This window comes from Kribbella sp. NPDC050281, assembly GCF_040655855.1.
GTDB lineage: Bacteria > Actinomycetota > Actinomycetes > Propionibacteriales > Kribbellaceae > Kribbella.
In genome coordinates this window covers 60,592-79,586 of sequence record NZ_JBFAKS010000020.1, presented here as the reverse complement: position 1 = coordinate 79,586, position 18,995 = coordinate 60,592, and the positions used below count along the sequence as shown (strand labels likewise).

Here is an 18,995-nt window from a genome sequence, read left to right as displayed (position 1 = left end):
GTGCTCTGAGCCGTCAGGCCGACTTGAGCGCGCCGTCCGCCGTGGCGGCGGCGGCCGAGCCGTAGGCCGACTCCAAGCGATCGAGGAACGCGGCGCGGTCCAGGGTGTACTCCTGGGTGCCGACCGTCTCGAGGACGGTGGTGGCCAGAGTGCAGCCGATCTGGGCGGCCGCCTCGTGGTCGAGATCCGCAGCGCGGCCGGTGAGGTAGCCGGCCCGGAAGGCGTCACCGCCGCCGGTCGGGTCGACCAGTCCCGGAGCCGGGACGGCCGGGACCTTGGCCAGGATGCCGCCGGCGTTCTCGATCACCACACCGTCGCCGCCGTGGGTGGTGACGCGGACGCCGACCCGCTCCAGGATCTCGCCGTGGCTCCAGCCGGTCTTCTGCGCCATCAGGCCGGCCTCGTACTCGTTGCTGAACAGGTACGTCGCCCCGTCGACGAGCCGCCGGATCTCCGCACCCTCCATCCGGGCCAGCTGCTGGGACGGGTCCGCGGCCACGGCGATCCCGTGCGCCTTCGCCAGGTCGGTGTGCTTGAGCATGCCCTCGGGGTCGTCGGCGCCGACCAGCACCAGGTCGATCCCGCCGGTCTCGGCGTGGATCGCCGCCAGGTCGAGCTCGCGCGCCTCGGCCATCGCACCGGTGTAGAACGAGGCGATCTGGTTCGCGTCCAGGTCGGTCGTACACGTGAACCGGGCGGTGTGTACGTTCTCGCAGACCCGCACGTGTGACACGTCCACACCGGCCTCGGTGAGCGCGGCGCCGTACTCGGCGAAGTCGGCACCGACCGAACCGACCAGCAGCGAGGGCTGACCGAGCTGGGCCATGCCGTAGCAGATGTTCGCCCCCACGCCGCCGCGGTGGACCACCAGCTCGTCGACCAGGAAGGACAGCGAAACCTTGTGCATCTGTTCTTCCAGGAACTGGTCCTTGAACCGTCCGGGAAACGTCATCAGGATGTCGGTCGCGATCGATCCGGCGACGGCGATGCGCATACGGGGTGCTCCCTCGGGTGGGGTGGGTGATCGTGGTTCAGGCAACCCATAGAGACTACAGGCGACCGATCTAATACACGGAGGGCGGGATTCGATGGGAAATCAGGTGCAGGTGACCGACCAGTTGCACGACTACATGGTCGCGCACGGCATGCCACTGGACGAGATCGCCACCGAACTGGTCGCCGAGACCCAGGGGCTCGGACGGGCCTCGATCATGCTCACCACCCCGGACCAGGCCGCGCTGCTGACCACGCTGACCCGGCTGATCTCCGCCCGCCGGGCGGTCGAGATCGGCACCTTCACCGGCTTCTCGGCGCTGGCGATCTCGCGCGGGCTGCCGGCCGACGGGCGGCTGATCTGCCTCGACGTGGACGACGAGTGGACCTCGATCGGCCGCAAGTACTGGGAGCGGGCCGGCGTGGCGGACAAGATCGACCTGCGGATCGGTGACGCGCACCAGTCGGTGACCGAGCTGGACGGCGAGTTCGACCTGGCCTTCGTGGACGCCGACAAGGACTGGTACATCCAGTACTTCGAGGCCGTGCTGCCGCTGATCCGGCCGAACGGGCTGATGTTGTTCGACAACACCCTCGCCGGCGGGCGCGTGGTCGGCGTTCACGACGAGGAGCCGGTCGACCGCAAGGAGTTCAACGCGCACATCGCCAAGGACGCCCGGGTCGACGTGGTCATGCTCGGCATCGGCGACGGGCTCACCCTGGTCCGCAAGAAGTGAGCCGCGCGTGAGCAAGGTGGCGGCCCGCCTCGCCGTGTCGGGGCTGCAGCACAAGTACGGCGATCGCCCGGTGATCGAGGGCCTGACGTTCAGCCTCGCACCGGGGAAGGCGATCGCGCTGGTCGGGCCGAACGGTGCCGGCAAGACGACGGTGCTCAAGTGCATCGTCGGCTCGGCCGAACCCGCGGCCGGCAAGATCCTGCTGGACGGCCTGCCGATCGACGAACGTGCCGAAGCGGTACGACGCGACGTCGCCACCCTGCTCGACGACCTCGACTTCTTCCCGGACCTGACCGCGGCCGAGCACCTCGACCTGCTCGCCCGCGCCCACGGCAACCCGGAGCCGGAGGACCTGGTCGACACCCTGCTCGACGACATCGGCTTGCTGCCGGCCGCGGACCAGCTGCCCGGTTCGCTGTCGTCCGGTCAGCGCCGCCGTCTCGCCCTGGCCACGGCCCTGGTCCGGCCGCGAAAACTCCTCGTCCTCGACGAGCCGGAAGCTCGCCTCGACGTCGACGGCGTCCAGTGGTTGTCCCACCGTCTGAGCGAGGAGAAGCGGTCCGGTACGTCGATCCTGTTCGCCAGCCACGACCCGGCCCTGGTCGAGTCGGTCGCGGACTCCATCGTCACCCTGACCCCGCTGCCATGAGCTCTGCGGACGGTCCGGTCGTCTTCGACCCGTCGGACTTCGGCGCCATCCCGACGTCGCGGGCGCTGCGCCAGTGGATGCGCACGACCCGGCGGCGCCGGGCGGACCGCTCGTTCTGGCAGATCTTCGAGGACGTCTACCTGGTCCTGTTCACGCTCGCGATGGCCGCGGCGACCGGCGGCAACGTCCTGCGGCAGCTGAACGCGGACGCGTCCCGCTGTACGACGGCGGCCTGCTTGGACCTGGCGCACTACCTGCCGTGGATGCTCGTGCCGTTGCTCGTGGCAACAACGCTGCGAGTGTTGCTGAGTGTCGGGCCGGTGTCGGCGTCGCGGGCGGCCGGGTTCTGGCTGCTGGCCACTCCGGTGAATCGGACGGCATTGCTGCGGCCGGCGTACTGGCTCGTGATCGTCGTTGTGGCGGTTGGTGGCGCTGTGGCGTCGGTGATCGCCTGGGCGCTGCTCGGTGCGCAACTGCGGTCGATCGGGGAAGCGTCGGTGCTGACGGCGTCCCTGCTGGTCTGCGCTGCTTGTCTGACGGTGTGGGTGCAGCAGTCGGCGGGGCGGAGCAGGTGGACGCTCCGCGTGGCCGACCTGCTGCTGATCGCGGCCGCGATTCCGGCGGTGTGGCTGGCGGTCCGAGGTGAGCCGGCGTCGGATCAGTCGATCACCGGGTCCGGGCTCTTTGCCATCAGCCAGTCTTCGTCGGAGCCGGCCCTGCTGACGTCGGCGCAGACGCACTTCCTGGTGGTCGGGGTGGTCTGTCTGATCGTGGTGGTTGCGCTGGTGATCATCACCGCTCAGACGCTCGACAAGTTGACTCGATCCACCGTGATCGCCGGTGGTGAGCTGCTGGCCGGCCTGGCCGGGGCGGCGAGCAGTTTGGACATCAGCATGCTGGCTGACGTCGTCTCGGGCCGGCACTGGCGGATGAAGGGTCGTGTGCGGACGCGGCGCGGCCGCGGGTCCGGGGGCGCGGCTTTGGTGCAGCGGGAGTTCCTGCGGATCCTGCGCTGGCCCCGGCGGCTCGTGATCGGCTTCGCGCTGCTCGTCGTACCGTATGCCGTCGCCGGGACCGGGTTCGACGTACTGGTGCCGATCGCTGCCGGGTTCGCGGGCTTCGTCGCCGTACGGCCGCTGATGGACGGGCTGCGATCGGTCTGCCGCTCCACCGGCCTGGTCCGTGCGCTCGGGATGGATCTGCGCGAACTGCGGGCGATCATGGCGGTCGTCCCGGCGTTGTTCGCGGCGGTGTGGGCGGCGCTCGCGTTCCCGGCCATCGGAAGCGGAGCCGCTGCCTTCGCCGTCGCCGCCGGGATGCTGTCGGGCGCTGTCCGCCAGGCCTCCGCGCGGCCGCCGTCGTACTCCGGACCGCTTGTCGCCTCACCGATGGGCGCGATCCCGCCCGGCCTGTTCTCGCAGCCGATGCGAGGCTTCGACCTCCTCATCCTCTGCCTGGCCCCGGTCCTGCTGAACCTGAGCTCCACCTGGGTCGTGGTCATCCCCGGTTTCGTCCTCGCGATCATGTTCGCCATCCGCCCGAAGCAGGACTGACGCTAGACCTCGTGCACGAGCCACTTCCGCTCGATCTCGCGCTCCAGGTCCACGTCGTGCTGCCGCGCGAACAGGATCAACTGACAGAACACGTCAGCGAACTCCTGATGAAACCCGGCCCGGATCTCCTCCGCGCCCAGCCCCTTCTCCCGCGCCCGCCCGGTGTGCTGCAGGTAAGCCTGCGTCAGCTCGCCCACCTCCTCCTGCAACTTCAGCAAGAACCAGTCCGGATCCCGCTCGAACCCGAGCACCTCGCCGTACCGAACCGACAACTTCTCCAACCGCCCCGAAAGCTCCGCAAGATCCACGCCCGTACCCAACCACGGCCCACCGACAGTCCTGCGCACTTGTCGGTGGAGGGGCCCAGACTGGGGGGATGGATGTGGTGGCGTGGTTGGTGGGGTCGGGGGAGCCGGCGGTTCGGGGGATGGCTCGGCGGGATTTGCTGGGCGAGGAGCACGGGGAGGACGTGCTTGGTGGGGCGATCGTGGAGACGCTGCTGACTGATGCCTGCGCGGACAAGCGGGCGTACCGGAAGTGGACCGGGGCGCACTGGCGAATCGTTTCGCTGGTGGAGCTGGAGGTGCCGGCCGGGGAGCCGCGGGCAGTCGAGGCGGCGGAGTACGACCTGGCTGAGGTGACGCGGTCACTCAAGTACGGCGTGAGTGTCGTCGACGGACTGGTACGGCGATGTGGCTCGATCGAGGGGAACACGCTCGGAGCGTGTGCCCGGCTGGGTCTGGCGGCAGATCCGCGCGTCCAGCAACTCGCGGAGGGGCTGATCGAGTGGCAGTGGCCCGACGGCGGCTGGAACTGCGACCGGAAGGCGTCCGGCCGGCGCTCGTCGTTCCATGAGACGCATGCCGCGGCGTGGGGTCTGCATGAGTACTACCGGGCCACCGGCGAGACAACCGCCCAGGACGCGGCCTTGCGGGCAGGGGAGTTGTTCCTCGAGCACAGGGTGTTCCGGAGCCTGTCGACCGGCGCAGTCATCAACAAGCGGTGGTTGCGGCCGGCCTATCCGCCGTACTGGCACTACGACATCCTGCAAGCCCTGCTCGTGTTGTCGCGGCTCGGCCTCGCCCGGGACGAACGCGCCGCCGATGCACTGGACGAGCTGGAGCAGCAGCGACGACCGGACGGCCGGTGGAACGCCGGTACGCCGTGGTGGGGCCCACTCGGTGGCACGCGGACGCCTGAGGTCGTCGATTGGGGACGCGGCGGCCCGAACGAGATGATCACCCTCAACGCGCTGCGGGTGCTCACCGCCGCCGGACGCCGTACGTTGCCTTGAGCAACGTACGGCGAGCGGTCACTACTTCTGTGCGTCGGACGCCGGGAGAGGCTCTGGGTCCTTGCCGGACTCGGGCAAATCGGAATCGTCAGCCGGCAACTCCGCGTCGGGCCGCGGCTCCGGAGCCGGGACGAGCGGATGGTCAAGGCCGTTGTCCTCGCTGATCGCCGCGCGGGCGACCGAGGCCTCGATCCGGTTGAGCTGTTTGCGGATAGCGGTCCCGGTGCCGGTCGGCGCGGCCCAGAACCGCCTCATGTACTCCTCGATCTCGGCCTGCATCATGGCCCTGAGCTGAGCTTGTGTGTACGGCAAATCGTCCTCCACGTGACCTGGGGTGAACTCGCCACGGGCGAGCGCCGCCCGGGCTGCGGGGCCGGGACAGTCGGTACCGCCCGGCCGGACCGCGGAGTGCGGCCGGATCGCCGTACCGCGGGGAAAGATCGAGCGGAAGTCGGCGATCACCGCACGGGTGGTCGCCTTCAGCGCGGCGGTCGGCTGCTCGCCGGTGACCAGCACCAGCAGGATCGCGCCGTACCGTTCGTTGAGATCAGCGTTGCCGTTCGCGCCGGACTGGGTTCGCAGCCCGCGCAGCGTCCAGGCCCGGCCGGCCTGGTCGACGGCGACCTGGTACGCGATGTCCGACCAGCCCCGGGCGTCCATGTGGTAGTTCTGCCACCCACGTAAGGCCGACGCGACCGCCGCCTGGCTGTGGATGACACTGGTCGATCCGGTCCCGGGCCAATGGATCACCGTGCCCTGGACTCGGGAGACGGTCAGGTTCCCTGGCCCGTCGTTCGGCGGCCGCGCCCTCCAGGCGGACCGCGGCAGATAAGTGACCATCAAGTGCTCCTCACGTGCCTCACGAGCACCCCAGAATCGCTGCTGGCACTCGGTGATCAACCGATCACACTCGGCACGCACTCGTCAAGGCTGAACGGACGTCCTGCCGATCCCTACCCATCAGCGGTTCACGCAGGACCTCCGGCGAGCAGCCAGAACGCGACGACGGTGACCAGGACGACGACCACCACCAGGACGAGGATGCCGACCCAGATCCGGACCAATCGCTGCCACGGCTTCGCGAGCGCGGTGACGGGGTCGGGCTGGGCGGCCTGGGCCGGCCGCCACAGTTCGACCACCAGGCGTCCGGCGAACGCACCGCCGGCGATGATCAGGATCCACGTCCAGCCGCCGGGACCGAAGTGGGGAAGGTGCAGGTCGCCGGACTGCCGGTCGCTGGACGCATGGATCGTGATCGCGGGCCGGCCATGGAAGAGCATCAGCCGGACCGCCGCCAGGCCGGCCACCGCGGCGATCGTCAGCCACAGGGACCGCAGGATCAGGCCGGCCTTGGCCAGCCGCAGCGCGAAGGCCGTGGCGCCCAGCGGCAGCAGCACGAACACCGGCGCGACGAGAGCGGCGACGACCAGAACCGCCACGATGACGGCAGCGATGACGACGAAGAGGCCGACCAGCGCGCCCTCGATCCCCGAACGTCCCTCGGTCGCCCCGGAGATCATGTCCCCCGCGATGGGTCCACCGACGTGGATGAACAGCCATGCGAAGAGAGGTCCGCCGACCAGCACAGCAGCAAGTCCTCCGATCGCCGCGCCGACGGCGGCAGCGGCGGATCGGCCCCACGTCATCCCGACTGAGAGCGGTGCAGTCTGCATCAGAACCTCGGCCCTTCGCATCGCATCGACATCGAAGGTCAGGACCGTACGACACCAGGAGGCCAGCAGCGCCGCCGTCAGCCGGTCACGGAGCGGTCTCCTGGAGCAGTGCCAAGAGTTGGTCGCCCACGCGGACTGTTTCCTCGCGGTACGGCGTGTCGGAGAGGATGAAATGGGTGACGCCGAGGTCCTGGTACTTGCGCAGGGACTTCGCGACGTCGTCGGGTGATCCGACCAGCCACGTCGTACCCGCGCCGCCTCCGCCGTACTTGCCCGGCGCGGTGTACAGATTGTCGTCGAGTACGTCGCCACGCTCCGCCAGTTCGAGCAACCGTTGCTGCCCGACCGCCTTGAACCACCGGCGATCGCGAGAGCCCGCGGCCTCCGCCATCGTCGCGACCTTCGCCTCGGCGTCGGTCCACGCCTGCTCGGTGGTGTCGCGGACGAGCGTGGTGATCCGCAGCCCGAACTCCAGCGGCGGATGCTCCCGCCCCAGCTCGGACTCGAGCGAACGCAGCCTGCTGATCCGGTCCGCGATCCCATCCAGCGGCTCACCCCAGAACAGCTGCACATCGGCATCCGTCGCCGCCACCCGCTGTGCCGCCTCGGACGCGCCCCCGAAGTACAACCGCGGATGCGGCCTTCCGTCCCGTACGACGGGACGCGTGGCGACCGTGGATCCGGTGACCGAGAAGTACTCACCGGCGTACAACACGTCCTCCTCGGTCCACAAGCGTCGGACCAGTTGGAGGAATTCGCGCGTCCGGGCGTACCGCTGCGCCTGGTCGCCCTCGGAGTCGCCGTACGCGGCGAGATTGTCCTGGCCGGAGACGATGTTGACCAGCAGCCGTCCGCCGCTCAGCTGATCCAGCGTCCCCGCCGCCGAGGCGAAGTGCGCGGGCTGCCAGTACCCAGGCCGGATCGCCACCAGCGGCTGGAAGGTCGTCGTCCGCGCCGCCAGCGCGGTCGCCACCGTGAATGTGTCCGGCCGGCCCCACCCGGTCCCGATCAACGCGCCGCCCCAGCCGTGATCCTCGGCGAGCCGGGCGAGCTCGGTCAACCGCTCCAGACTGTTGTGACCCGCGACGGCGTCGTCCCCGCGATGCCCGGGATCGACCTGATTCGGGAGATACCAGAGGAAAGTCATACAAAGAAGCTTATGTCCATCTCATTAGTAGACTTTCAGGCCGTCTCGCGGTCTGGTCAACCCGCCCGACCGGGAGGCCCGGACCGGCGTCTGACTCAGTACTGCGAGTTGTCGGGGCCAGCAGAATTCCCTGTTGGACTGTGCGTCGGGATCGTGAACAGGATGCTGGGGACGTTCCCCAACGGTTCGGAGGACCGGATGACGAAGGCAGCACAGCGTTCGCTCGGCGACGGTGGGCCGGAGGTCAGTGCGCTCGGGATGGGGTGCTGGGCGATCGGCGGGCCACACGCACGGCAGGGGAGTCCGGTTGGTTGGGGGGTGATCGACGACGACGAGTCGAAGCGGGCGCTGCGGCGCGCGTACGACCTCGGGGTCACGTTCTTCGACACGGCCGACGTCTATGGGTGCGGCCACAGCGAGAAGCTGATCGCGGCCGCGCTCGGCGACGTCCGCGACGACATCGTGATCGCATCGAAGGCCGGCTACACGTACGTCGAGGAGACCCGCGAGGCACCGGGGGAGAACGGCGACCCGGACTACATCCGCTGGGCCTGTGACGAGTCGCTGCGGCGGCTCGGGACGGACCACCTCGACCTGTACCAGTTCCACCTGGGCGGCTACGACCTGGCGAAGGCGGACGACGTCCTCGCGGTCTTCGAGGAACTGGTTGCCGCGGGCAAGGTTCGGGCGATCGGCTGGAGTACGGACAGCCCGGAGCGGGCTGCGGTCTTCGCGAAGAGCGAGCACTGCCAGGCGATCCAGCAGCACTTCAACGTGTTCGGCGGTAACGCCGAGGTGCTGGAGCTGTGCGAGCAGCACGGCCTGGCGAGCATCGTCCGCGGTCCACTCGGCATGGGTCTGCTGACCGGGAAGTTCGACGAGAACAGCACTCTCCCGGCGGACGACGTACGCCACGGCTGGAACTTCCGCACCGGCGACCAGGCCGAGTCGCTCCGCCGTCTCGACGCCGTCCGCGACATCCTGACGTCGGACGGCCGCACCCTGGCCCAAGGCGCCCTCGCCTGGCTCTGGTCCCGCAGCGAAGCCTTCATCCCCATCCCCGGCTTCAAGACGGTCGCCCAGGTGGAGGAGAACGCGGGCGCTCTCGACCACGGCCCTCTCACCAAGGATCAACTGGCCGAGGTCAGCACGATCCTGTCCTGACCGGGCTCAGCGGTCGGCGGGCTGGTAGGCGGTCACGACGACGGCGCCGCCGAGGCCGATGTTGTGCTGGAGGGCGACAGCTGCGCCGTCCACCTGGCGGGCACCGGCCTCGCCGCGGAGCTGCCACGTGAGCTCCGCGCACTGCGCGAGGCCGGTGGCGCCGAGCGGATGGCCCTTGGAGATGAGTCCGCCGGACGGGTTGACGACCCAGCGGCCGCCGTACGTCGTGTCGTTGCCGTCGACCAGCTTGTGCCCCTCGCCTTCGCCGGCCAGGCCGAGGGCCTCGTAGGTGAACAGCTCGTTCGGGGCGAAGCAGTCGTGCAGTTCGATCACGTCGAGGTCGTCGGGGGTGAGCCCGGTCTGCGCGTAGACCTGGTCGGCCGCCGCACGGCTCATGTCCGTGCCGACCAGGTTGATCGCGCTGTTGGTGTCGAAGGTCGAGGGCAGGTCGGTGACCATCGCCTGGCCGACGATCTCGACGGCGCGGTCACCGAGGCCGTTCGCCTCGACGAACCGCTCGCTCGCGAGTACCGCGGCGCCGGAACCGTCGGACGTCGGCGAGCACATCAGTCTGGTCAGGCCCGCGTCGGCGTAGACCGTCTTGGCGTTCTTGATGTCGTCGACGGTGTAGACGTCCTGGAACTGCGCGTACGGGTTGTTCGCCGAGTGCCGGTGGTTCTTGGCCGCGATCTTCGCGAAGTGTTCCGGTGTCGAGCCGTACCGCTGGTTGTGCTCCAACCCGGCGACGCCGTACATCCACGGCGCCGGCGGGGAGGCGAACGCGCGCAGCTCGGCCAGCGCCCGGACGTGCTTCGCGACCGGCCATTCGCGGTCGTCGTACGCCGCGGCGAGCGAACCGGGCTGCATCTTCTCGAAGCCGAGCGCGAGCGTGCAGTCGGCCAGACCGCCGCGGATCGCGCTCGCGGCCAGGTACAGCGCGGTCGACCCGGTCGAGCAGTTGTTGTTCACGTTGGTGATCGGGATGCCGGTCATGCCCAGCTCGTAGACCGCGCGCTGGCCGCAGGTGGAGTCGCCGAACACGTAGCCGACGTGGGCCTGCTCGATCCGGTCGAAGGTGATGCCGGCGTCGTCCAGCGCCTTGCTGCCGGACTCCTTGGCCATCGCCGGGTAGTCCCAGCCCTTCCGGCGGCCCGGCTTCTCGAACTTCGTCATACCGACGCCGATGACGTAGACCTTGTGCACGTCGTCTCCTAGTCCATCGTGACGAGGCCGGACAGCATGATGTCCAGCTGATCGATCGTGCCCGACCCGATCGACTGCGCCTCGAAGGAGTGGCCGAACGGGCTCGCGTGGACCAGTGGCGCTCCCGCGCAGACCTCGCCGTCTTCGACAGCGAGCACGTAGCGAACGCAGGTGCCGGTTCCACACGGACCGCGATTGAGTACGCCGTCACCCCAGACCACCGCGCTGCGCGTCGACGATCCGGTCACCGGTTCAGTGATCAGGAGCATGTCCGGCGCCGGGATTTCGCTCGCCGGCCCACGCAGCCGGTTCAGGAGGTCGTGCCCGGCGACCGTGAGCTCGTGGAACGAGAACCGGTCGAGCTGTACGCCGAGGTCGGAGGCAGTGACGGCCGCGAAGCGGTTGCCGCCGGCCGATGCCGACCTGATCCGAAGCGGCCTGTCGAGGTAGTCGACCTGCTGACGAACCGACGTGCGCGCCACCGCGGGCATGTCGACAGCGACGCGGCCGGCGCTGAGGTTCCTGCCGACAATGAGACCGGCCGCCGTCTCGAACGTCACCGCGGGGTCCGTGCTCGGGTTGGTGCACATGGCCGTGGCGAACAAGGTCGCCTCGCCACATCCTCCGAGCGGCCCGTGCGCGGCGACGAACCTGAGCCCGTAGTCGGCGTCGTTCGTCGACGGTGCGAACACCACAGCGACGATCGCCGTGGGGTCGCTTCCGCGGGTCTTGAAGTAGTCAGCCTGGACCAGCTCGAGCGCCTCGCCATCGCACTGGTCCGACGAGGTCAGGTCGTAGCACGCGACCGGTTGGCCCTCGCTCGTTCCCTCGGCGACGAATCCGCTCACGATGGTTGCAGTCACCGAACCATCATTGGTTCAGCGTGATCGCGGTTGCGCCCTACAGGCGCAGGAAAACCCGTCACCCGCTTCCGACGAAGCGAGCTACCCCGGCTCAGTGCGCACTCATAGCGTGAATCGGCGGTCAAGTTCGGGACGGAGGCATCGAGATGTTCGCACCAACCGAGTCGGCGCGCGTCGCTGTGGTGACCGGCGGGACCGGCGGCCTGGGACGGGCCTGTGTCGAGTCGCTGCTGGCCCGCGGAACGGCCGTGGCCGTCGTCGATCGGCTGCCACCGAAGGACCTGCCCGGCAAAGCCATCTCTGTGACCGCGGACGTGACGTCGCCCGATCAGGTCCGCAGCGCCCACGAGGAGGTGGTGGACCGGCTCGGCGATGTGTCGATCCTGGTCAACGCCGCCGGGATCGCTCGCTCCACCCGGTTCGCCGACATCAGTCTCGACGAGTGGCAGAGCGTCCTGGGCGTCTCCATCACCGGCACGTTCCTGATGACGCAGGCGTGTCTACCGGGGATGAGCGCGGCCGGCTGGGGCCGGATCGTGAACTTCTCCTCGACCGCGGGCAAGAACGTCTCCACCTTGGGCGGTGCGCACTACACCACTGCGAAGGCTGGGCTCCTCGGCCTGACGCGCGCCGTGGCCCAGGAGCTGGGCCCGCTCGGCATCACGGTGAACGCGGTGTGCCCAGGTCTCTTCGAGACCGAGATGGCGCGCTCGCTCGCGGCCGGGCGGGATCTCGACGCGTACCTCGGTGGTCTGCCGGTCCCACGGATCGGGCAGCCGTCGGAGGTCGGCGAACTGGTGGCCTTCCTCGCCAGCGACCAGGCGGCGTACATCACCGGGGCGTCGGTCGACATCAACGGCGGGGAGCTGATGGTCTGATGCCGCCGTGGTGATACTGGACGGACCGCAAGGCCCGCGGATCCGCACCAGCGATGGCCGGGAGCTCCTCAACCTCTGCTCCAACGACTACCTCGGGCTCGCGAACGATCCCGACGTACGCCGGGTGGCGCACGAGGCGCTCGACCGGCTCGGGTTCGGCTACGCCTCCGGCCGGATCATCTCCGGTACGTCGACGGCGCACCTGCAACTCGAGCAGGAGCTGAGCACCTTCCTCGGCACCGAGGCGTCGCTGCTGTTCACCTCCTGCTTCGACGCGAACACCGGCCTGTTCGAGGTGCTGCTCGGACCTGACGATGTCGCGATCTCCGATGCCGCGAACCACGCATCGATCATCGACGGTCTTCGCCTGTGCCGGGCACGCCGGGCGATCTACCCGTCCCGCGACCTCGAGGGTCTTCGGAGGGAGCTCGCGGCGTCCGGCGATGCCCGGCGTCGGCTGATCGTCACCGACGGCGTCTTCTCGATGGATGGCGGCAGCCCCGACCTGGTGGCTCTGTGCGACCTCGCCGATGAGTACGACGCGCTGCTCGTGGTCGACGACTCGCACGGGACCGGCGTACTCGGCAACCATGGACGGGGCACCGTGTGCGAGCCGGGAGTCGCAGGTCGGGTGGACCTGGTGACCGGAACCTTCGGAAAGGCCCTGGGTGGCGCAGGAGGCGGCTTTGTCAGTGGCCGGCGCGAGCTCGTCGACCTGCTGCGCCAGAAGGCGCGCCCGTACGTGTTCTCCAACGCACTCCCGCCCGCGCAGGTCGAGGTGGCCCGGCACGCGTTGCGCCTGCTCGAGCGCGACGACGACCGCCGTTCGCGGTTGCTGAACAACGCCGCTCTGCTGCGCAGCGAACTCAAGCGCCGTGGCCTCGTCGTGCCGGACGGCAATCACCCGATCATCCCGATCATCCTGGGTGACGCCGGCATCGCCCGGGCCGCGGCCGCCGAGCTGCTGCGGCGCGACATCCTTGCGGTCGCCCTGACCTACCCCGTGGTGTCCGCTGACACCGCACGGATCCGGCTGCAGGTATCGGCCGCGCATACCCGGGCCGAGCTGTTGGCCGCGGCAACCACGATCGCGGACGTCGTTCGCGGAACAATCGCTTGCGAAACCTTCGGCGTACGCACATAGTGTACGTGCATACGTGATCGCGGAGAGGTGCACAGTATGGGCGGACGCTGGCTTGTGCGGGGCGCGATGGCGATGGTTGCCATCATCTCCTTGTCCGGATGTGGCCTCACCCAGCTGAACTTCCGGGTGGACGACCGGTTGCACTTCGCCGGCCCCGAAGCCCGGTCGACCGTGGGAACTCCGGTCACCGTCAGCTGGACGATGGACGACTTCCGGGTCGTGGCGGAGGGCAGCGAGGCGCCGTCGGACGAGGCCGGCTACTTCGCGGTCTTCGTCGATCAGAAGCCGGTCAAGCCCGGCCACACGATGGACGACGTGGCCGACGGCGACCCGTCCTGCGAGGAGTCACCGACGTGCCCCGACCAGGACTACCTGGCCAAGCACGACGTCTACACCACGACGAGCGGCGAGGTCGAGATTCCGACGATCCCGGATCTGCCCGGCAGCGAGGAGAAGGTGCAACTCCACACCATCACGATCGTGCTCATGGACACCTCCGGGCATCGCATCGGTGAGTCGGCCTGGGATCTCGAAGTCCGGGTCCGGAAGGCGGGGTTCTGACGTGTCAGACCGAGAAGAACTGAGGGCGAACCAGCAAGCGGCCTTGCAGGAGGTGGACCAGGCCAGTGCGGCGCTGCGCGAGCAGGCCCGCGCGACGCTCGGGGTCACCGGCGACGAGAACACGGAGAGCTTCCGGTCACTGGTCCGCAAGCACAACCTGAGCTACTACCCGATGATTGCCTTGGGCCTGTTGTTCGTCACCGGTGCGTTCCAGAGCTATGCGTTCACGGTCCTGACGCCCGAGATCAGCCGCACGCTCGGCATCTCGATCGCCGCCATCGTCGGCGCCCGCGCGCTCTACCAGCTCGCCATCGCGATCGCGCCGCTGCCGATCGCGCGGCTGTCCCAGAGCCGGGCGCGGCGCGCGATGCTCTGCATCGTCACCGGGATCGCGTGGAGCTGCATCACGCTGATGACCGGCCTTGTCACTTCACTGGTCGCGCTCATCGTCATTCTCTGTCTCGACGGCCTGGCCACGGGATCGGTCGTCGCGCTGCACGCGCCACTCATCGCCGACAGCTACCCACCGGCCGCACGGGTACGCGCGCTCACGGCGTACACCGCGATCGGCACCTTCGGGCAAGCGCTGGCCCCGCTGCTGGTCGGCATCCTCGCGTCCGTCGCGGGCCTGAGCTGGCGTGGCGTCTTCCTGGCTCTGGGACTCACCTCGCTGCTGCTGACGCTGTGTGCGATCCGGCTGCGTGACCCGGGTTTCGGGAAGTGGGACTCCGAGCAGCTACGTGCCAGCGTGCATGAGGAGCACGGCGAGTCGGCGGATTCGCTGGCGGCCAAGGACGTCGCCCTCGGGTTCTGGGAGATCTGCCGCCGCGTGATGCTCATTCCCACCAACCGGCGGGTCTTCGCCGGGTTCGCGGTGTACGGCGTACTCACCGTGCCGCTGGGCACCTTCATCTCGGTCTTCCTCGACCAACGGTGGAACCTCGGCCCGGGGGAGCGCGGACTGTTCTTCTCGGTCTTCTTCGGGATCGGCGTCCTCGCCCTGATCGGCTACGGAGGCCGCGGCGAGAAGCAGTTCCGGTCCTCGCCGGCGCGGGTGCTGCGGGCCGCCGGATTCCTGCTGGCGGGGGCGGTCGTCTTCATCGCGCTGGGCGGCGTGATGCCGGCGTTCGTGCCGATGCTGATCTGCTTCGGGATCGCCGGAGCGTGCATCGGGCTCCTGCAGCCGATGCTCGGCATCTCGATGCTCTCGATCGTGCCGGCCCACATGCGGCCGCACGCCCAGGCGCTGGCCGGGATCTTCGTCGCGATCGGCGGTTCGGCCGGCGCGCTGCTCCTCGGCGGCATCGAGGAGCAGTACGGGATCGGCGGCACGATGGTCGCCATCGCCGTACCAGGCGTGATCGGTGCCTTCATCATCGCCAGCGCGGGCACCTTCATCGAGGGCGACCTCGACCGGATGATCGACGAGGTGGTCGAGGACGAGGAGATCCGCCGGGTCGAGCGGAGCGGCGGACGCCTTCCGCTGCTGGCTTGTCGCGGGATCAACTTCTCGTACGGCCAGCTGCAGGTCCTCTTCGACACCGACTTCACCATCGACGACGGCGAGATGGTCGCGTTGCTCGGTGTCAACGGCGCCGGCAAGTCGACCCTGCTCAAGGTCATCTCTGGCATCGGCCTGCCGAGCGCGGGCAGCGTGCGCTACCGGGGGCAGGAGATCACCTACCTCGACGCCGAACGCCGGATGCGGCTGGGCATCACCCAGGTCCCCGGCGGCCGCGCGGTCTTCGGGCCGATGACCGTCGTCGAGAACCTGCGCAGCTACGGCTACACGATGGCCAAGGAACGTGGCGCCGTCGACAGCGCGATCGAGAGATGTCTCGAGGCGTTCCCGCGACTGGCCGAACGCCGCAACTCGCTGGCCTCGACGTTGTCCGGGGGCGAACAGCAGATGCTCGGGCTGTCCAAGGCGTTGATGCTCCGTCCACGCCTGCTGCTCATCGACGAGCTCTCGCTCGGCCTGGCGCCGGTGATCGTCGGTCAACTCCTCGACATGGTGCGGCAGATCAACGCCGACGGCACGGCCGTGGTGCTGGTCGAGCAGTCGGTGAACATCGCGCTGAACCTGGTCGATCACGCGTACTTCATGGAAAAGGGCGAGATGCGATTCGACGGCCGCGCTGACGAACTTCTGGCTCGCGACGACCTGCTGCGCGCGGTCTTCCTGCACGGTGCGGGAGCGGCGCGATGACCGCGGTGCTGCGGAGGGCCCGCAAGCCGCTCATCCAGCTCGCTGCGTTCACCGCCGCCGTCATACTGACCAAGATCGTGACTGCCGTCCTCGACCGGCACGACGTCATCAAGGCGGAGACGCCGCTGCCGGTGATCATGCTCGGCACGATCGTTGGATTGACCTACGGCCTGCTGGCAGTCGGCATCGTGCTGGTCTACCGGAGCAACCGGATCATCAACTTCGCGCACGGACAGATCGGTGCGTTCGGAGCGGCGTTCTTCGGCGTCGTCGCGATGAAGTGGCACGTCCCGTACTGGATCGCGTTCGTGATCGCATTGCTCGCGTCCGCGGCGACCGCGGCCGCCGCCGAGACCGGCGTCGTACGACGGCTGCGTAACGCTCCGCGGATCGTGTCGATCGTGGCGACGCTGGGCGTCGGCCAGTTCCTGGTCATCTTCGCCGCTCTGATCAACTCCACGGCGTCCGGACCGCTGTATCCGCAGCCGGAGTGGTTGCCGGTCTTCAACGTCGGCGCGCTGCACGTGACGGAGGCGTACTCCGGCATGCTGTTCCTGTCGCCGCTGTTCGTTCTCGCGATCGCACTGTTCCTGAAGCGGTCGCGGTTCGGTCTCGCCATCCGCGCCGCGGCGGCCAATCCGGAGGCCGCGCGGATGTCCGGCATCTTCGCGAGCCGGATGTCGACCCTGGCGTGGGCGATCGCCGGCGCCTTGTCCGCTTTCACCGCGATCCTCACTGCCCCGACGCAGGGCTTCGCCAGTGCGGACAGTTTCGGCCCCGCGTTGCTCTTGCGTGCGCTGACCGCCGCTGTCATCGGCCGGATGCAAAGCCTGCCCATCGCGCTGGTCAGCGGTGTCGGTCTCGGCATCCTTGAGCAGTTGCTGCTGTGGAACTACCCGCAGTCGGGTCTGGTCGAAGTCGTCATGTTCGTGATCATCCTGGTCGCGCTGCTGGTGCAGCGCCGGCGCGGTGGGCGTGACGAGGAGAAGGGCAGTTGGGCGGCGGTGCGCGGCCTGCGACCGATCCCGGAGAAGCTACAGAGCCTCTGGGCAGTGCGTGCGATGGGCCCGGCGTTCGGCATCCTGACGATCGCGGTTCTCGCGATCCTGCCGCTGTTCATCTCCAACGGCCTGTCGGTGACCTTCACCGGCATCCTCGCCTTCGCGATCGTCGGATTGTCGATCGGTGTCCTCACCGGTCTCGGTGGGCAGTTGACGCTCGGTCAGTTCGCCGTCGCCGCGATCGGCGCTGTCATCTCGTTCAAGGTGGCCGGCAGCACCGGTATCTTCCCGCTCGCGCTGCTGCTCGCCGGTCTGGGCGCGGGGCTGGTCTCGGTGCTGATCGGTCTGCCCGCGCTCCGCATCCGCGGCCTGATGCTCGCCGTCACCACGCTGGGCTTCGCGCTGGCCGCGCCGTTGTGGCTGCTCACGCAGCCCTGGATGCTCGGCGACGGTCAGGATCCAGGGAAGCCGTCCGGGTGGCCGATCGGTGCGCTCGACACCGGCCGCTCGTACTATTACTTCGCGTTGGCGCTGTTCGTCCTTGCCTTGGTGGTGGCGCGGAACATCCGGCGCAGTGGATTCAGCCGCCTGCTCGTCGCCATCCGCGACAACGAGGAGAACGCGCGGGCGTTCGCCGTACGGGCGAGTCTCGTCAAGCTGCAGGGATACCTGATCGGCGGGTTCATCGCCGGCATCGGAGGGGCGACGTACGCGCATTCGTTGTCCACCATCAGTGCCGGGACGTTCCCGACGTCGGCAAGCATCGACGTCGTCGTCATGACTGTGCTCGGTGGCGTCTCGGTGCTGATCGGTCCGGTGCTCGGGGCGATCTGGGTGCTCGGTCTGCCGTTGCTTGACATCGGCAACATCGGACTGGCAGCGACGAAGTTCGGAGTGCTGCTGCTGATCCTGTGGAAGCCGGGCGGCCTGATCCAGGTCGTCGCGCCGATCCGGGACCGGATCGTGAAGTTCATCGCCCGCCGGCACGGCATCGATCCCGAACCGCTGTACGCCGGTGAGGACACAACAGACGGTACGGCGACGGCCCGGGGCGTCCGGGTCGGCGATCTGCGAGTCGGTGAACCGCGCACCGAGAACGCAAACCGCCCTGCGGCGGGGGCGGCACTGCTCGAGGCGCGCGATCTGCGCAAGAGCTTCGGCGGCGTACACGCGGTCCGCGGGGTGTCGTTCGACGTACGGGCCGGTGAGACGGTCGGACTGCTCGGACCGAACGGCGCCGGCAAGACGACGACGTTCGAGTTGCTGGGGGGCTTCACGAGACCGGACACGGGACAGGTGTTCTTCAACGGTGAGGACATCAGCAAGGTCGGCCCGGAAGGGCGCGCGCGGCGCGGCCTGATCCGGTCGTTCCAGGATGCGGCGCTGTTCCCGACGATGACCGTGAAAGAGACCGTCATGCTCTCGCTCGAGCGAGTCCGGCCGACGGGATTCGTGGCGTCGACGCTCGGGGTGACCCTCGGCGAACGGAAGAAGGAAGGCCAGGCCCGCGCGCTCATCTCGGCGATGGGGCTGGATCGCTACCGGGACAAGTCGATCCAGGAGCTGTCGACCGGCACCCGGCGCATCACCGAGATCGCGTGTCTGGTGGCGCTGCAGCCGATCTGCCTGTTGCTCGACGAACCGTCCAGCGGCGTCGCCCAGCGCGAGACCGAGGCGCTCGGACCGCTGCTCGTCGACCTGAAGAAGGAGCTCGACCTGACGCTCGTCGTCATCGAGCACGACATTCCGCTCATCATGGGGATCTCCGATCGCATCATCGCGATGGCCGACGGACACCTGATCGCCGAAGGCACTCCGGACGAGGTGCGGACCGACCCTCTGGTCGTCGACGCGTACCTGGGCGGCAGCATCGAAGCGATCGAGCGCTCCGACGCCGGCCTGGCCGTGGCCGACCGATGACGACCC

General features: G+C 68.9%; 17 protein-coding genes. 10 read left to right on the top strand and 7 right to left on the bottom strand.

Features of this window, described 5'->3' with window-relative positions; translation table 11 throughout:
* Positions 1 to 13: 13 nt before the first annotated feature.
* Positions 14 to 994, bottom strand: a complete 981-nt coding sequence (locus AB0I34_RS22270; protein WP_360447779.1) for a carbohydrate kinase family protein — start codon at positions 992 to 994, stop codon at positions 14 to 16.
* 94 nt (positions 995 to 1,088) lie between these two features.
* Here AB0I34_RS22270 and AB0I34_RS22265 point away from each other — a divergent pair, with 94 nt between their 5' ends.
* From AB0I34_RS22265 to AB0I34_RS22255, 3 genes are read left to right on the top strand one after another with little or no spacing between them, the layout of a single operon-like run.
* A complete protein-coding gene (locus tag AB0I34_RS22265) occupies positions 1,089 to 1,730 on the top strand; it encodes a class I SAM-dependent methyltransferase (RefSeq protein WP_360447777.1) in 642 nt (213 codons plus the stop codon).
* 7 nt (positions 1,731 to 1,737) lie between these two features.
* On the top strand, positions 1,738 to 2,379 hold the full coding sequence (locus AB0I34_RS22260; protein WP_360447775.1) for an ABC transporter ATP-binding protein: 642 nt from the start codon (positions 1,738 to 1,740) through the stop codon (positions 2,377 to 2,379).
* Positions 2,376 to 3,932, top strand: coding sequence for a DUF6297 family protein (locus AB0I34_RS22255; protein ID WP_360447773.1), 1,557 nt, complete (start codon positions 2,376 to 2,378; stop codon positions 3,930 to 3,932). Before AB0I34_RS22260 ends, AB0I34_RS22255 begins: the two co-directional genes overlap by 4 nt.
* 2 nt (positions 3,933 to 3,934) lie before the next feature.
* Here AB0I34_RS22255 and AB0I34_RS22250 read toward each other — a convergent pair whose 3' ends face one another.
* Positions 3,935 to 4,240: a pyrophosphatase gene (locus AB0I34_RS22250; protein ID WP_360447771.1), complete on the bottom strand. Its 306-nt coding sequence runs from the start codon at positions 4,238 to 4,240 to the stop codon at positions 3,935 to 3,937.
* Between the two features lie 68 nt (positions 4,241 to 4,308).
* On the opposite strand from AB0I34_RS22250, the gene AB0I34_RS22245 reads away from it, so the two are divergent.
* Positions 4,309 to 5,226, top strand: coding sequence for a hypothetical protein (locus AB0I34_RS22245; protein WP_360447769.1), 918 nt, complete (start codon positions 4,309 to 4,311; stop codon positions 5,224 to 5,226).
* Positions 5,227 to 5,247: 21 nt separating this feature from the next.
* Here the strand turns inward: AB0I34_RS22245 and AB0I34_RS22240 are convergent, their stop codons facing one another.
* The 3 genes from AB0I34_RS22240 to AB0I34_RS22230 all read right to left on the bottom strand — a co-directional run bounded on the left by AB0I34_RS22240 (position 5,248) and on the right by AB0I34_RS22230 (position 8,046).
* Positions 5,248 to 6,066 carry a peptidoglycan recognition family protein gene (locus AB0I34_RS22240; RefSeq protein WP_360447767.1) on the bottom strand — a complete coding sequence of 273 codons (819 nt, stop codon included), beginning with the start codon at positions 6,064 to 6,066 and terminating at the stop codon, positions 5,248 to 5,250.
* A gap of 128 nt (positions 6,067 to 6,194) precedes the next feature.
* Positions 6,195 to 6,899 (bottom strand): hypothetical protein, encoded by a 705-nt coding sequence (locus AB0I34_RS22235; protein ID WP_360447765.1) that lies wholly within the window; start codon positions 6,897 to 6,899, stop codon positions 6,195 to 6,197.
* 85 nt (positions 6,900 to 6,984) lie between these two features.
* Positions 6,985 to 8,046, bottom strand: a complete 1,062-nt coding sequence (locus tag AB0I34_RS22230) for an LLM class flavin-dependent oxidoreductase (protein ID WP_360447763.1) — start codon at positions 8,044 to 8,046, stop codon at positions 6,985 to 6,987.
* Positions 8,047 to 8,244: 198 nt separating this feature from the next.
* Here AB0I34_RS22230 and AB0I34_RS22225 point away from each other — a divergent pair, with 198 nt between their 5' ends.
* Positions 8,245 to 9,210: an aldo/keto reductase gene (locus AB0I34_RS22225; RefSeq protein WP_360447761.1), complete on the top strand. Its 966-nt coding sequence runs from the start codon at positions 8,245 to 8,247 to the stop codon at positions 9,208 to 9,210.
* A gap of 6 nt (positions 9,211 to 9,216) precedes the next feature.
* On the opposite strand, the gene AB0I34_RS22220 is transcribed toward AB0I34_RS22225, so the two are convergent.
* Positions 9,217 to 10,413 carry a lipid-transfer protein gene (locus AB0I34_RS22220; RefSeq protein WP_360447759.1) on the bottom strand — a complete coding sequence of 399 codons (1,197 nt, stop codon included), beginning with the start codon at positions 10,411 to 10,413 and terminating at the stop codon, positions 9,217 to 9,219.
* 8 nt (positions 10,414 to 10,421) lie between these two features.
* The gene (locus tag AB0I34_RS22215) at positions 10,422 to 11,276 is read right to left on the bottom strand and encodes a proline racemase family protein (protein ID WP_360447757.1); all 855 of its coding nucleotides are present in this window, start codon (positions 11,274 to 11,276) and stop codon (positions 10,422 to 10,424) included.
* A gap of 146 nt (positions 11,277 to 11,422) precedes the next feature.
* On the opposite strand from AB0I34_RS22215, the gene AB0I34_RS22210 reads away from it, so the two are divergent.
* Genes AB0I34_RS22210 through AB0I34_RS22190 form a run of 5 tightly spaced genes read left to right on the top strand, consistent with a single transcriptional unit; the run spans position 11,423 to position 18,989 of the window.
* Entirely contained in the window at positions 11,423 to 12,154 is a 732-nt protein-coding gene (locus AB0I34_RS22210; protein WP_360447755.1) for an SDR family oxidoreductase, read from the top strand.
* 7 nt (positions 12,155 to 12,161) lie between these two features.
* Complete coding sequence (locus AB0I34_RS22205; protein WP_360447753.1) at positions 12,162 to 13,298, top strand: glycine C-acetyltransferase; 1,137 nt, start codon at positions 12,162 to 12,164, stop codon at positions 13,296 to 13,298.
* 36 nt (positions 13,299 to 13,334) lie between these two features.
* Positions 13,335 to 13,859, top strand: coding sequence for a hypothetical protein (locus AB0I34_RS22200; protein ID WP_360447751.1), 525 nt, complete (start codon positions 13,335 to 13,337; stop codon positions 13,857 to 13,859).
* Between the two features lies 1 nt (position 13,860).
* Positions 13,861 to 16,068, top strand: coding sequence for an ATP-binding protein (locus AB0I34_RS22195; RefSeq protein WP_360447750.1), 2,208 nt, complete (start codon positions 13,861 to 13,863; stop codon positions 16,066 to 16,068).
* Positions 16,065 to 18,989 carry an ATP-binding cassette domain-containing protein gene (locus AB0I34_RS22190; RefSeq protein WP_360447748.1) on the top strand — a complete coding sequence of 975 codons (2,925 nt, stop codon included), beginning with the start codon at positions 16,065 to 16,067 and terminating at the stop codon, positions 18,987 to 18,989. The genes AB0I34_RS22195 and AB0I34_RS22190 overlap by 4 nt, the downstream gene beginning before the upstream one ends.
* Positions 18,990 to 18,995: the final 6 nt, after the last annotated feature.